This window comes from Neptunomonas sp. CHC150, assembly GCF_030397555.1.
GTDB lineage: Bacteria > Pseudomonadota > Gammaproteobacteria > Pseudomonadales > Balneatricaceae > Neptunomonas > Neptunomonas phycophila.
The window spans coordinates 99,527-114,641 of the sequence record NZ_JAPNXU010000010.1; the positions used below are offsets into that span (position 1 = coordinate 99,527).

The window sequence follows — 15,115 nt, forward strand, 5'->3', positions numbered from 1 at the left end:
TAATAATTATTGAAACGCATATTTTTAATAAAACTATTAATACTATACATACTGGATTTACACCAATGAGCCTCTTACGTCAGTTTGACCTTAACTTGTTAGTAATTTTGGAAGCACTGATCACCGAATGCCATGTTAGCCGTGCAGCTGACAAAGTATTCTTAAGCCAATCGGCTATGAGCCATGCCCTTAACCGACTGCGCGAACAATTAGATGACCCATTATTGATACGTTATGGTCAAGGGCTAAAGCCCAGCCCCAAAGCTTTAGAAATGCTACCCGAAATACAAACCGCTTTACGACTCATTGAACACCAACTATCACCGCCAGCCCCATTTGATCCAGCCAAGACAGAGCGTACATTTACGTTAGCAGTAACGGACTTTGTAGAAACCGTTATTCTGCCTGAACTATTACCTATCCTTATTGAGCAAGCCCCTCGGATACGCTTCTCAATAGAAATGATTGGTATGAATTATTCACAAGATGCCTTAGCCGCCCTCAACACCGATCTCGTTATCGGCTTACATACCGAGTCAACACTACCAGAAGGTTTAATTGCTACGCCGTGGCTTACCGAGCACTATGCCATTATTGCTAATCAAACGCGCCTCAACACACACATCACAACCAAAGAATACATCCAAGCAACTCACATCAACGTGGTAGATACTGCCGGTGAGAAAAACTACACCGGCGACCCCATCGACCTCTGGTTAGCCAACAATTCACTCAAACGAGATTCGTTAATAAGCACGGTAAACTACTTTGCAGCAGCTAAAATGGTAACCCAAACCCATTCATTAATGACACTACCCAAGCGCATGGCCAAACTGTTTAGTCAACATATGCCGTTAACGATTGTTACACCCCCAGCTGACTTCCCTGTGCTTAATATGAGCATCATCCGACACACTCTCCACCGTAAAAACCCAGCTATTAACTGGCTACAGGATCAATTTATCTCATACGAAAGCGGCCTATAATCATGTGGAGCTGCCACTTCAGTTAATAGAAGCCTCTATTTCCCAGACAGGGCTTTTGATAGACTGTTGCGCTCGCGTTAACCGACTAAAGAAACGAATTCATGGCTCAAGACAGCACAACTCAACACACCCCAATGATGCAGCAGTACCTCAAGATCAAAGCGGAATACCCGCACCAATTGGTCTTTTATCGTATGGGAGATTTTTATGAGTTATTCTACGACGATGCCAAACGCGCATCGGAGCTGCTCAACATATCACTAACTGCGCGCGGCAAATCCGGCGGCAACGCTATTCCAATGGCAGGGCTTCCGTTTCATGCCGCCGAGGGCTATATCGCAAAGATCGTTCGGGCTGGTGAGTCTGTAGTTATCTGCGAACAATTTGGAGACCCTGCCACAAGCAAAGGACCTGTCGAGCGTAAAGTGGCTCGCATTGTTACTCCAGGCACATTAAGTGACGAAGCTTTTTTAGATGAATCTCGCGATAACATTTTATTAGCGATCAACACACATCAAGATAAGTACGGTGTCTCTTTAGTCGATATCAGTACAGGTCGTTTTAGCTTAATGGAACTGGACGATCAAGAATCGCTCATGGCCGAACTCGAACGGTTAAAGCCTGCCGAGATACTCTTCAACGACGATACAATTTTAGAGTCTATTTTACGTGGCCGTCCCGGCCTACGTGGCCAAGCCCCGTGGAACTTTGAGACTGAATCAGCTGAACGCTTGCTGTGCCAGCAGTTTAACACCCAAGATCTCGAAGGTTTTGGTATTGCGCACATGACCTTAGCGATAGGCGCTGCAGGCTGCTTGTTACAATATGCAAAAGACACCCAGCGATCAGCGCTACCTCACATTCGGCGTTTATTAATCGAGCAACGGTCAGAAACCGTTATTTTAGATGCCGCTACGCGCCGTAACTTAGAGATTGATCAAAATCTAGCCGGCGGACGAGAAAACACCCTGATTAGCGTGATGGATAAAACCGCCACGGCTATGGGTAGCCGCTTACTACGTCGCTGGCTCAACCAGCCGCTTCGCGATATAGACACATTGTTACATCGGCAGTCAGCAATACAGTGGTTCCGCACTCATTATCGATACGAAGCCGCTGCAGAGCACCTTAAAGGGATCGGTGATATCGAACGCATCTTGTCGCGAGTCGGCTTAGGCTCTGCTCGCCCGCGTGACTTAGAGCGACTGCGCGACGCCTTAGCAAGCCTGCCTAGTTTTCAGAACGCCTTGCTGGATGAGTCAAGACCGCAACACATAAACCGCCTTGCTCATTTGGTCAGTGAATTCCCTGAACAAGCCAGTCTGTTAAAAAAAGCCATCATTGATAACCCTCCAGTAGTGATTCGCGATGGTGGTGTCATCGCTGATGGCTACGACGAAGAACTAGACGAACTGCGTAATATCAGTGAAAACGCTGGTGATTATCTGATCAAACTAGAGCAACAAGAAAAGGCACGCACCGGAATAGCTACGCTAAAAGTAGGTTACAACCGTGTCCATGGCTACTTTATTGAAATCAGTAAAGCACAAGCTACCGAAGTACCCGCCGAATACATTCGACGCCAAACACTGAAAAATGCCGAACGATTTATTACACCAGAACTGAAATCATTTGAGGATAAGGCTCTCAGTGCAAAAAGCCGCGCATTAGCGCGTGAAAAAGCCCTGTATGAGTCGCTGATCAGCCTGCTTGCCGAACAACTGCCAGCACTTCAAGATTGTGCACAGGCGCTGGCAGAGTTAGATACCTTATGCAATTTGGCAGAACGCGCAGACACACTAAACCTCACGGCTCCTCACTTACACCAATCGCCTCAACTATCCATTCGCCAAGGTCGTCACCCCGTCGTTGAGTCTGTATTGGAAACGCCGTTCGTGGCTAACGATTTAAGCTTATCTCCAGAGCGACGCATGCTGGTTATTACCGGCCCCAACATGGGCGGTAAATCGACTTATATGCGCCAAGCTGCCTTAATAGCCCTACTCGCGCACATAGGAAGCTACGTACCAGCCGAGTCGGTTGATATTGGCATTATGGATCGAATATTTACCCGTATGGGTTCATCCGATGACCTAGCTGGCGGTCGTTCTACATTTATGGTCGAGATGACCGAAACCGCCAACATTTTACATAACGCTTCTGAGAGCAGCCTCGTATTAATGGATGAAGTCGGTCGCGGCACCAGTACCTTTGATGGTCTATCACTCGCATGGTCAGCCGCCGATTATTTAGCAAGCGAAATTAAAGCGCTCACCCTGTTTGCGACGCATTATTTTGAGTTAACCGCTCTCCCTGAACAGCAAGAAGGCGTGTTCAATGTTCACCTTAATGCTTTAGAGCACAACGACACCATTGTCTTTATGCACGAAGTTCAAGAAGGCCCGGCCAGCCAAAGCTATGGGTTGCAAGTTGCTCAACTAGCAGGCGTACCTCACCACGTCATTACACAGGCGAGGCAAAAGCTAATCCAGCTTGAAGCCGACAGCGTAAAAACACAAACCGGCGCCACACCTCCACCGCCAGTCCAAAACGATATGTTCAGTGCGCCTAGCAGCCCAGCTTTGGATGCATTAAAAGACATGAATCCAGATAATTTATCCCCACGTGAAGCGCTAGAGTTGCTATATTCACTCAAGAGCTTGCTGTGATGACTCATCAGAGCGTGTTTTTTAAACCCAGTTAAGGAGAGCAACACATGGCTTTTGTAGTAACAGATAACTGCATACGCTGTAAGTATACGGATTGTGTAGAAGTATGCCCGGTTGACTGCTTCTATGAAGGGGAAAACTTTCTGGTCATCCACCCAGATGAATGTATCGATTGTGGATTATGCGAGCCAGAATGCCCAGCTGGCGCAATTTTTTTAGACGATGATGTACCTGAAAGCCAGCAAATCTTTATCGATATCAATGCCGAACTATCAGAGATTTGGAGCAATATTAGCGAACGGAAAGAGCCATTACCCGATGCTCAGGAATGGGACGGAAAACCCAACAAGCTAAAGTATCTCATCAAAGGCTAAGGCACCCGCTTGACCGGCTAGGCAAGCCTGCTGATTTATCTCAGCAGGTCTTCCCCAGATAAACCGTTCTTTTCAACAATTTCACGCAGTTTACGTAACGCTTCTACTTGAATTTGACGAACACGCTCACGCGTCAAACCTATCTCAGTACCCACTTCTTCAAGTGTACTCATCTCATAGCCACGCAAGCCAAACCGACGGGATATAACCTCTGAATGCTTTTCAGGCAACATATCCAACCATTTTTCTAGGTTGCCGCTGATATTGTTGTTCTGCAATAGCACTTCGGGATCCGACGTTTCACGATCAGCAATGGTTTCGATAACCGGCTTATCCGAATCACCCATTGGAATATCAATAGAGGAAACCCGTTCATTAAAGCCTAGCATTTTCTGTACAGCTTCAACCGGCTTGCAAACCGCTTCGGCTATTTCTTCTGCTGTTGGCTCATGATCCAGTTTTTGGGATAGCTCTCGTGCCGCTCGCAAATATACATTGAGTTCTTTAACCACATGTATAGGTAAACGAATGGTTCGTGTTTGGTTCATGATGGCACGCTCAATGGTCTGACGAATCCACCATGTCGCGTAAGTAGAGAACCGGAAGCCACGCTCAGGGTCAAATTTCTCAACCGCACGAATCAATCCCAAATTACCCTCTTCGATAAGATCCAACAGGGTTAAACCGCGATTAATATAACGGCGAGATATTTTAACCACCAAGCGTAAGTTACTTTCTATCATACGCTTGCGGGAAGGCTCGTCACCTTTAAGCGCCAAACGTGAAAAGTAAACTTCTTCTTCTGCTGATAATAAAGGCGAGAAGCCTATCTCATTGAGATAAAGCTGGGTGGCGTCGAGCGACTTGGCACTTAGCAAATCTTTATGCGCTAAACTGCCACGGCCACGGCCACTATTCAGTAACTCCGGCTCATCGTCATGGCTGTCATCGTCCATGCTTTCGCTATCAGTAGTATCTAAATCATCTTCCATGCTATCAACCAATATATCCTTATGCGGTGAATCGCTTCTATCACTACTCGTCATCACTGTTGTCACCTTTATACTTAGATAACTTTATTATTATTTACCGTTTAGGCAAATACCGTAGCGGGTTGACCGGCTTTCCATCCTTGCGAATTTCAAAGTGAAGCATCGTACTAACTGACCCGCTATTACCTATTTCGGCAATTTTTGCCCCAACCTTAACATTTTCGTTCTCTTTTACGAGAATTTTACTGTTGTGCGCATAAGCGCTTAAATATTCTTGGTTGTGATTGATGATGACAAGGTTACCGTAACCATGCAGGCCACTGCCTGCATAGACGACATTTCCAGCCGCTGCGGCATACACTGGGTCGCCTTTCTTACCTGCTAAATTAATCCCTTTGTTGGCCTCGCCACTAAACCCGGCTATGACTTTTCCTGTTGCAGGCCAGCGCCAATTAACACGGGTATTGGTGGCCACTTTGGGTTTAGAGGGAGAACTGACCGCCGGTGTTTTTTTCGGTGTCGATGGTGCTTTGGATGCATTCTGCTGATTACCAGAACTTGGCTGACTATTAGCCTTAGGAGCCTTAGCTACTGTTGTTGAAGTGTTTTTGCTTTGGCTTACAGGACTAGCCGCCACAGCTAACACTTGTCCTGGGTAAATAGTATATCGGCTATTAATGTTATTTTTTTTCGCTAATTGACGGTAATCGATCCCATAACGAAACGCTATTGAGTACAAAGTATCCCCGCGCTGCACGCGATAGTAACCTGGTGGCGTAGCAGAAGCCGATTGGCCATCACGAATAATTTCGACGTTGCGCCGCTGATTAATCGATAAATCAGTAACCGGAGCATAACCAGACGAGCAAGCGGTCAGAATAAGGCAAAAACCTACACACAGGCACCATTTTCTGTGCCTAAAGAATCCACTTATGTAGTCTTTACCCGCTTGTATAGTCATTAATCAGTGCTAGTTACATCTCTATCTATCAATAATACTAACGCAACGCCTACCACCAACATAATAACGGACATCCATAAATAGGCATGCTGGCCTGTTAACACCTCATAATTGAAAGGCGATACGTTCTCCTGAACCAACGGAACCTGATCACCGTGGCGGTTTAATGTATACGCTGTGGTATATTTCCAAGGCCATACCTTATTTAAAGAACCTAACAAAAAACCAGACATCACAGACAAGGTCGCTAGGCGATAACGTGAGAACAACCAATGCAACACGTGCGAAAATGATAACAACCCTGCTACTGCACCCGCCGCAAATAATAGTATTGTATTGAACTCAAAGCCTTTTATTGACTGAAGAATAAAGCTGTACATACCCAGCAACAATAAAATAAAAGACCCCGAAATACCCGGCAAAATCATCGCACATATGGCGATGGCTCCGGACAAAAAGATGGCTAAGGGTGTTGCTTCTATCTCGGTGGGTGTTAACGAAGTCACTATGTAAGCCAACAAAGCTCCCATTATAAACAACACGCTATTTTGAGTATTCCAAGATGAGATATGGCGCGCGATGGACCATGTAGAGGCCAAAATTAGACCAAAAAAGAAAGCCCACAATATTTCGGGATAATTTTCCAACATAAATAAAACGGCATGAGCCAGCGTTAAAATACTAACCGCTATACCACCTAATAAACTGATCAAAAAGTTACCATTAATGGCTTGCCAAAAAGAGGCAGGCCCTTTGGTAAACAACAAGCACAGTGTTTTAGGATTGCACTGCCTAATACTAAAGATCAGTTCTTCATAGATTCCCGTTATGAATGCGATCGTCCCACCTGAAACGCCAGGAACAGCATCCGCCGCACCCATCATGAGACCTTTGAGCATCACAAACACATAACCCATTAAATTCCGCTGCTGCTTCACCCACTTATCCCCTTAACGAACTGTTCCTGATAACAGCGGTACAAATTTCACATTTTCGAGGATACGTGTTTCGTAACGTTCCTCTGTTTCTCGAGTTATAAGCTGCAATTGCTGCTGTGAATCACCAACAGGGATAACCAAGCGACCGCCAATAGCAAGCTGGTTCAGCAGCTCTTCGGGTACTTGGTCAGGTGCGGCTGTCACAATGATGCCATCGAAAGGCGCCATCGTTGACCACCCCATTCCACCATCAGTATGTTGCAAATGGATATTTCTTAGACCCATTTGACGAAAGCGCTCGCGTGCTCTTACTTGCAGAGGCTTGATCCGCTCTACGGAGTAAACCGACTCAACAAGCTGAGCTAATACCGCCGTTTGATAACCAGAGCCGGTGCCTATCTCTAATACTTGCTTCAATGGACCAACAGCTAACAATACCTCAGTCATTTTTGCCACTATGTATGGCTGAGATATCGTTTGATTAAAACCAATGGGCAATGCGGTATCTTCATACGCACGATGGGATAATGCCTCGTCAATAAAGATGTGCCGTGGCGTATCACGCATGACATCTAAAATAGCCTGACTACTAATATTCTGTTCGCGTAAACGTTGAACAAGACGCTCTCGAGTACGGCGAGACGTCATACCGATCCCCTGAAGCTGAATATCAATCAACCTAAGCTCTCCAACCAATCCCCCATTTGCTCCATAACAGCATACGAGGTCATATCAATATGCAATGGCGTGATAGATACATAGCCTTGGTCCACAGCATAAAAGTCTGTGCCCGCCTCTTTATCAACCGCATCACCCGCTCCTGCTACCCAATACCGTATTTTTCCACGTGGGTCTGTCGTAGCTACTGGAACGCCCGCAGCCGCTCTATGACCGAGACGGGTTAAGTGAATGCCTTTAATTTCAGCCAAAGGAACATCCGGCACATTAACGTTAAGTACGGTGCGCGGAGGCAGATTTAATGTATCTAAGTTTTCGACTATCGTTTTAACGACTTCAGCAGCCGTATCAAAATATTTTGGTGTAAAACTGGCTAACGAGACGGCGATAGCCGACAAGTTAAGCGAACGACCTTCCATCGCAGCAGCTACGGTACCGGAGTAGAGTACATCGTCGCCTAAATTAGCGCCGTTGTTAATCCCCGAAACAACAATATCAGGCCTTTCACAAAACAGCCCTGACACCCCCATGTGTACACAATCTGTGGGGGTACCATTTAATCCAATAAAGCCATTTTTGTGGGTATGAGCTTCAATAGGCCGGTCTAACGTCAAGGCATTACTAGCCCCGCTGCGATTCCTATCTGGGGCAATCACAGTGACCTCGCCAATTGTCTCCATTGCCTTTGCCAACGCGGCTATACCCGGAGCAAATACACCATCATCATTTGAGACCAGAATTTTTTTCATTTAAACCGATCCTGTTTGTGTAACATGACATAATTCCCTTAAGACGGTGGTTGCAAAACTACCCGCGGGTAATGAAAAGTGTACTACCCATTGCCCTGGTGCTTCTTTTTCGGCCTTAAAGCCTTCTGCATACAATACTAAAGAGCGGCGCTCCTGATTCAAGCCCAAATGCTCAAGGCGTTCGGTAATTTCATGCCAAGGCTCAATGACTCGCGCTTCCCACTCTCCCGCTTGTGCTTCAGACAATGGCCGACCTCGCCCCCATAAAGGGCCGCTGAGCAATATATCACGACTTTCAAAACGTGTTTGTAAAGATTGATCAAGTTCCTCTGCCACAAAAAAGCTACGGCTGCCATTTAACATCATGACATCCCCTTGCATAGGGCGCTGCCATAACTCGTCACCTAAACGCTCCGATAAAAGGTGATTAAATAACCAAGATCGGACGGCCGAAATATAAAGGCCTTTTTTATGACGCTGACGTTCCTGGTATTCGCCCTTTATCAAGGCAACACCCTTTTCTAAATTGCCACCTTCTCGACCAAAACGTTGTTCACCAAAATAATTGGGAACCCCATGCTCAAGGTAAGCAAGACGCTCAACGAAGTCGGCTTCATTAGTAAGGTTACGTAGGCGAATAGAGAAGCGGTTACCTAATAAATTTCCCAGACGTAACTTACGAGGGTGGCGAGCAGTTTTTAACACAGTGATCGATTCACCACCAAACAAACTCCAGTTCAGTGCACGATTGCCAGGGAAACGCACACAAAACCATTGTTCAGTAACGGCATGACGGTCTTTTTTACCGGCATAGCTCACATCTTTAGCAGGCACTTGCGCAAAATTAGCGAGCTGACGCGCGACCCAATCCGTATTTTCGCCCACTTTACGGATCAATAAAAATACATGCTCACCTTCTCCCTCCGGCTCAAAGGAAGGAATTTCAGTGACCTGAAAATCTTCGGGTAATAAACGAATAAAAGCCGAACTACGGGGTTCGCCGTGTAAATAGCGGTATTGCGTTGGGAGGGACATGATTAGTTCTCGTTATTCTGAAGATGAGGTTCAACTAATTGGAAAAAAGTTTCGCCTTCTTTTACCATCCCTTGGCCGCTGCGAGCTCGTTCCTCGATGGCCGAGTAGCCTTTTTTAAGGTCCATTACTTCTGCTTCTAGTTGACGATTACGCATCTGCAAACGCTCATTTTCAGCCACTTGGCTTTCAATTTGCTGTTTGAGTTGGCCTATTTGCGTGATGTTCGCCTCACCAAACCATAAGCGATATTGGAGGCCCATCAACATAATAATTAAAAACGCTATAAACCAGCGGAACACACCTTACCTCGACATCTAAAAAAGGGGGCATTATAGCCCCCTTTCTAAACAGTCGGCGCTTTAAGCCTGACCTTTAATTTCTGAACGACCTTTATAGATCGCGTTTTCGCCCAACTCTTCTTCAATACGAAGCAAGCGGTTGTACTTAGCAACACGATCAGAACGGCATAAAGAGCCTGTCTTAATCTGACCCGCTGCAGTACCCACAGCCAAATCAGCAATAGTCGTGTCTTCAGTTTCTCCAGAACGGTGAGAGATCACAACAGTAAACCCTGCATCTTTCGCCATTTGAATCGCGTCGAGTGTTTCAGACAATGATCCGATTTGGTTAAACTTGATCAAGATAGAGTTACCAATACCTTGCTCAATACCACGCTTAAGGATCTTGGTATTAGTGACAAACAAATCATCACCTACCAACTGAACTTTATCACCAATCTTATTAGTCAAAGCAGCCCAACCATCCCAGTCCGACTCGTCCATACCATCTTCGATAGAAACGATTGGGTAGTTTTCGCTAAGTTGCGCTAAATAGTCAGCGAAACCTTCGGCATCAAACACTTTACCTTCGCCAGCTAGGTCATATTTGCCATCTTTGTAGAACTCAGATGACGCACAATCTAGTGCCAGCGTTACGTCAGTACCTAGCTGATAAGATGTTTTAGCTATTGCTTCCTGAATAACGACTAGGGCTTCTTCGTTAGACGCTAAGTTAGGTGCAAACCCACCTTCGTCACCAACGGCCGTGTTTAAGCCTTTAGCCTGAAGGACGCCTTTCAATGCGTGAAAGATCTCTGCGCCACAACGCAATGCATCGGAAAACTTCGTAAAATTAACAGGCTGAACCATGAACTCTTGGATATCTACGTTGTTATCCGCATGCTCACCGCCGTTCAAGATATTCATCATAGGCACTGGAAGAGAATACTGGCCAGACGTACCATTGATATCAGCAATGTGTGCGTACAACGGCACACCTTTTACTGTGGCAGCTGCTTTCGCTGCTGCTAAAGACACCGCCAAAATAGCATTAGCACCCAGATTCGTTTTATTCTCGGTCCCGTCTAGCTCAAGCATTTTGTTATCAAGGGCACGTTGATCCGTAACATCCATACCGATCAGAGCTTCGCGAATAACACCGTTGATAGCTGCAACAGCTTTAAGTACACCTTTACCAAGGTAGCGAGACTTATCACCATCACGCAATTCCAACGCTTCGCGTGAACCAGTAGATGCGCCTGAAGGTGCGCAAGCCGTTCCTAAAACGCCAGAGGCTAAAATAACATCAGCTTCAACCGTTGGGTTACCGCGAGAATCTAACACTTCACGTGCTTTGATATCGGCAATCTGTGCCATGCTTATCTCTCCAATTTATCCTAATAAGTATTTTTATTTCACGCTGTTTGGCGACGAGCTTGCTCTGCCAAAGCGGCTTCGATAAAGCCGGTAAACAATCCATGTCCATCACGTGGGGACGACGTAAATTCGGGGTGGAACTGACAAGCAACAAACCAAGGATGGTCTGGAACCTCCACCACTTCAACCAATTCACCATCGGCGGAACGACCAGAGATAATTAAACCGGCCTCTTCTAATAAAGGAACGTAGTTGTTGTTCACTTCAAAACGATGGCGATGGCGCTCAACTATATCAGTACTGCCATAACTTTTTGCGACAGTAGACCCTGCTTTTAAATGGCACACCTGTGCACCTAAACGCATAGTGCCACCAAGGTCTGTGTCTTCGCTACGTTGCTCAACATCACCCTCAGCCGTTGTCCATTCCGTAATCAAACCGATTACCGGATGCTCACTATTTTGATCGAACTCAGTAGAGGTCGCTCCTGCCAAGTTAGCTACATGACGAGCAAATTCAATCACGGCCACCTGCATGCCTAAACAGATACCTAAATAAGGAACCTTGTTTTCGCGCGCGTATTTAACAGCCGCAATTTTACCTTCAACGCCACGCTCACCAAATCCGCCTGGGACTAAGATTGCAGACATATCTTGAAGAATTTCTACGCCTTCACGCTCAACACGCTCTGAATCAATGTATTCGATGGACACTTTGCGACGTAGCTTAATACCCGCATGAGAAATTGCTTCGATTAACGACTTGTAGGCATCCAACAATTCCATGTACTTACCGACCATGGCAATCTTAACTTCGCCATCTGGGTTGAGGTGTGCATCAGCAACCGCCTCCCATTCATTTAGGTCAGCCGCAGGCGCATCTAAATTAAAACGCTCAACCACGATGTTATCTAACCCTTGGTCAGACAACATTTTAGGAATGTTGTAGATAGTATCGGCATCTGGCATGGAGATAACCGCACGCTCTTCTACGTTAGTAAATAGAGACAACTTACGACGCGAAGAGTCCGGGATGGCCTGCTCTGAGCGGCACACCAAAATATCAGGCTGGATACCGATAGAACGCAGCTCTTTTACCGAGTGTTGAGAAGGCTTTGTTTTGATCTCACCAGCCGTGGCTATATAAGGCACGAGAGTAAGATGCATAAACATAGCTCGAGCAAAGCCCAGCTCTGCTTTCATCTGGCGGACTGCCTCTAAGAATGGCTGTGATTCGATATCACCAACGGTGCCACCAATTTCAACTAAGGCAACGTCTGCATCCCCTGCACCTTCAATGACGCGTCGCTTAATTTCATCAGTAATATGCGGAATAACCTGAACGGTGCCGCCTAAATAATCACCACGGCGTTCTTTATTCAGCACGTGTTGATAAACACGACCTGTCGTAAAGTTATTACGCTTAGTCATCGTTGTGCGAATAAAACGTTCATAATGACCGAGGTCTAAGTCGGTCTCCGCGCCATCTTCTGTGACGAATACTTCACCGTGCTGGAATGGGCTCATAGTCCCCGGGTCGACATTGATGTACGGGTCGAGTTTCAGCATTGTGACTTTCAAACCGCGCGCTTCCAGAATAGCTGCAAGCGATGCGGATGCGATGCCTTTGCCCAAAGAGGACACGACACCACCTGTGACGAATATGTAGCGCGTCATGTGGAACCTGTATTGGCTTGTAAGTGAGGGAAAAAACTTGATCGAGATGGGGCTACAGGATAGCAAAGTAAGCACGCTTCGACAATTAGAAAGCGCGCCAAGTGAGTGTAAATGCGGTCTTTTCTTCGCTTTTTATCCAGCATGACTCCGCAACACATATTCCAGGTACAGCAACCACTTCATTCTGGCGTACACAAATAGGCCAGTTTGAGCGCAACCAAGGCGGAACACCAGCCTCCTGAAACAACTTTTTAAGGGTTTTAGTAGGGCGGTTTTTGGGCTTAATAGACATTCCATCCGCGCGTGCAACCACTTCAACACCGGGCTGCAAATCAAAACCTTCGGAGCCGGCCGTTACACAGATACGGCCTCCACGCCAATCAGTAAAAGGCACCATCAACGCTTGAGAACGCACATCTTCAACGTCATTAACTTTGTGAGGAACACAATACACGCCTTGCCGATATCGTCGCAGAACAATCCCACCCACATTTATTTGTGGCTGAGCATCAGCACGCGCAGCGATACAACGCTCAAACACTTCTTGAACGGCTAGCGCTGATAACGGTTGACCTGTTTGACACTCAAACCAACGCCTGAGCAACGCAATACTTTTTGGGTGCGCCCCCCCCCCCAACAACTCTATATTCAAGCCACCCCCTGCCAGTGCCATCGATTGAAGATCTGCATCCAAATAAGACTCTAGCACCTGCTGTTGATCAGCAAGGTATTGCGTGGTTTGCTGCAAACGAGTCACAGCCTTTGGCCAGCGCTCTACCATAGGAGGTATAACATGATGACGGATATAATTACGGTCATAGTCATCAGCAGCATTACTTGGATCATCTATCCATGAGAATGTCTGCTCAGCTGCATAAGTTTCCAGCTCAGTACGGGTTATTGTTAGCAACGGCCTTAGAAGAGTAGCCACGCCAAAACGCCTCGACACAGGAATACCGGCTAACCCTTTAGCGCCAGTACCTCGCATTAAACGAAACAAAACGGTCTCTAGCTGATCATTTGCATGATGAGCCATCAATACACAATCAGAAGCACCTACACATGACTGAATAGCCTCCAAACGCGCATCTCGCGCAGCCAATTCACTGTTCGAGGCCGGGTAAACATCGCAGACCGTACAAGTAATCGACAATAGTGCACACTGATCTAGACAGAACTGCGCCCATTGATCAGATTTTTCTTGGAGATGATGGTTTACATGGATTGCACGAACTGAGCCGGCCGGTAGATATTTGACGGCTAAATGCAGTAAAACGATTGAATCTAACCCACCACTGAGTGCGACAACCCAGCCTTTTGAAGCAAGCCCTTGCGGGGAATGGTTAACGCAGCACTGGTAAAAGTGCTGCGTTAATTTAGATGTCGTCATGGGAGACTACACCTTTCATACTGTGTCAGGGCACATCAACGTGAAATGTTGTGCTTACTGAGAGTTAATACCGTATGACATTAAGCGTTCGTAACGACGATCAACCAATTCATCCATCGTATGGACGTCTAAGCGATCTAATGTTTCGAGCAACTGAGCTTTTAAAGTCTCAGCTAACGCTTCAGGGTCTCGGTGTGCGCCGCCTAAAGGTTCTTTAACGACTTTATCCACCAACCCAAGCTCTTGTAGACGCCCAGAGGTAATACCCATTGCTTTAGCTGCATCCGGCGCTTTCTCTGCGCTTTTCCAAAGAATAGATGCGCAACCTTCAGGAGAAATAACCGAGTACGTTGAGTACTGAAGCATCACCAACTCATCACATACACCAATCGCTAATGCACCACCTGAGCCACCCTCACCTACAACGGTTGAGATAATAGGTGTTTTTAGCTGGGACATTTTAGCCAAGTTAAATGCGATCGCTTCACTTTGGCCACGCTCTTCGGCATCAATACCTGGATAAGCACCTGGCGTATCAATAAAGGTGAGGATTGGCATTGAGAAGCGCTCAGCCATTTCCATCAAACGCAACGCTTTACGGTAACCTTCAGGACGAGGCATACCAAAATTACGACGTACTTTTTCTTTAACGTCACGACCTTTTTGATGACCAATAATCATCACAGGGCGACCATCCAAACGCGCAATACCGCCAACAATAGCAGCATCATCAGCAAAGTGGCGATCGCCATGGATTTCTTCAAAGCTATCGAACATCAGATCGATGTAGTCCAGTGTATACGGACGCTTTGGGTGACGAGATAACTGAGAAACCTGCCAAGCCGTCAGATTCTCAAAAATGGATACGGTAAGACTACGGCTTTTTTCAAGCAGCTTTGTCAGCTCATCGCTGATGTTAATCTCGGTACCGCTACCCACCAGTCGGAGTTCTTCAATCTTGGCTTCAAGATCAGCGATTGGCTGTTCGAAATCCAGGTAATTCGGATTCATT

The 15,115-nt window shown here is 46.4% G+C and carries 14 protein-coding genes; 3 read left to right on the forward strand and 11 right to left on the reverse strand.

All coding sequences use genetic code 11. The features are described 5' to 3' along the window. The first annotated feature begins 65 nt into the window (after window positions 1-65). From OW491_RS12240 to fdxA, 3 genes are all read left to right on the forward strand, one after another. Window positions 66-986 (forward strand): LysR family transcriptional regulator, encoded by a 921-nt coding sequence (locus OW491_RS12240; RefSeq protein ID WP_075171209.1) that lies wholly within the window; start codon window positions 66-68, stop codon window positions 984-986. Between the two features lie 101 nt (window positions 987-1,087). Next, window positions 1,088-3,655, forward strand: a complete 2,568-nt coding sequence (gene mutS / locus OW491_RS12245; protein ID WP_290036222.1) for a DNA mismatch repair protein MutS — start codon at window positions 1,088-1,090, stop codon at window positions 3,653-3,655. 47 nt (window positions 3,656-3,702) lie between these two features. Beyond that, a complete protein-coding gene (gene fdxA, locus OW491_RS12250) occupies window positions 3,703-4,029 on the forward strand; it encodes a ferredoxin FdxA (RefSeq protein ID WP_290036224.1) in 327 nt (108 codons plus the stop codon). Window positions 4,030-4,064: 35 nt separating this feature from the next. Here fdxA and rpoS read toward each other — a convergent pair whose 3' ends face one another. The 11 genes from rpoS to accA form a co-directional block, all read right to left on the reverse strand. Further along, window positions 4,065-5,075 carry an RNA polymerase sigma factor RpoS gene (rpoS, locus tag OW491_RS12255; protein ID WP_075171206.1) on the reverse strand — a complete coding sequence of 337 codons (1,011 nt, stop codon included), beginning with the start codon at window positions 5,073-5,075 and terminating at the stop codon, window positions 4,065-4,067. A gap of 40 nt (window positions 5,076-5,115) precedes the next feature. Beyond that, the gene (locus OW491_RS12260; protein WP_290036225.1) at window positions 5,116-5,982 is read right to left on the reverse strand and encodes a peptidoglycan DD-metalloendopeptidase family protein; all 867 of its coding nucleotides are present in this window, start codon (window positions 5,980-5,982) and stop codon (window positions 5,116-5,118) included. Further along, on the reverse strand, window positions 5,982-6,920 hold the full coding sequence (locus tag OW491_RS12265) for a DUF368 domain-containing protein (protein WP_215150546.1): 939 nt from the start codon (window positions 6,918-6,920) through the stop codon (window positions 5,982-5,984). The genes OW491_RS12260 and OW491_RS12265 overlap by 1 nt, the downstream gene beginning before the upstream one ends. Before the next feature lie 12 nt (window positions 6,921-6,932). Beyond that, the gene (locus OW491_RS12270; protein ID WP_290036227.1) at window positions 6,933-7,568 is read right to left on the reverse strand and encodes a protein-L-isoaspartate(D-aspartate) O-methyltransferase; all 636 of its coding nucleotides are present in this window, start codon (window positions 7,566-7,568) and stop codon (window positions 6,933-6,935) included. A 26-nt stretch (window positions 7,569-7,594) separates the two neighbouring features. Further along, a complete protein-coding gene (gene surE / locus OW491_RS12275; protein ID WP_178967947.1) occupies window positions 7,595-8,347 on the reverse strand; it encodes a 5'/3'-nucleotidase SurE in 753 nt (250 codons plus the stop codon). Continuing rightward, the gene (locus OW491_RS12280; protein ID WP_290036230.1) at window positions 8,348-9,382 is read right to left on the reverse strand and encodes a tRNA pseudouridine(13) synthase TruD; all 1,035 of its coding nucleotides are present in this window, start codon (window positions 9,380-9,382) and stop codon (window positions 8,348-8,350) included. A gap of 2 nt (window positions 9,383-9,384) precedes the next feature. Beyond that, on the reverse strand, window positions 9,385-9,681 hold the full coding sequence (gene ftsB / locus OW491_RS12285) for a cell division protein FtsB (RefSeq protein ID WP_075171203.1): 297 nt from the start codon (window positions 9,679-9,681) through the stop codon (window positions 9,385-9,387). A 60-nt stretch (window positions 9,682-9,741) separates the two neighbouring features. Continuing rightward, window positions 9,742-11,037, reverse strand: coding sequence for a phosphopyruvate hydratase (eno, locus tag OW491_RS12290; protein WP_075171202.1), 1,296 nt, complete (start codon window positions 11,035-11,037; stop codon window positions 9,742-9,744). A 38-nt stretch (window positions 11,038-11,075) separates the two neighbouring features. Further along, window positions 11,076-12,713, reverse strand: coding sequence for a CTP synthase (locus OW491_RS12295; protein WP_075171201.1), 1,638 nt, complete (start codon window positions 12,711-12,713; stop codon window positions 11,076-11,078). An 85-nt stretch (window positions 12,714-12,798) separates the two neighbouring features. Beyond that, window positions 12,799-14,103, reverse strand: coding sequence for a tRNA lysidine(34) synthetase TilS (tilS, locus tag OW491_RS12300; protein WP_290036233.1), 1,305 nt, complete (start codon window positions 14,101-14,103; stop codon window positions 12,799-12,801). 54 nt (window positions 14,104-14,157) lie between these two features. Then, the gene (gene accA, locus OW491_RS12305; protein WP_075171200.1) at window positions 14,158-15,114 is read right to left on the reverse strand and encodes an acetyl-CoA carboxylase carboxyl transferase subunit alpha; all 957 of its coding nucleotides are present in this window, start codon (window positions 15,112-15,114) and stop codon (window positions 14,158-14,160) included. Between the last annotated feature and the right edge of the window lies 1 nt (window position 15,115).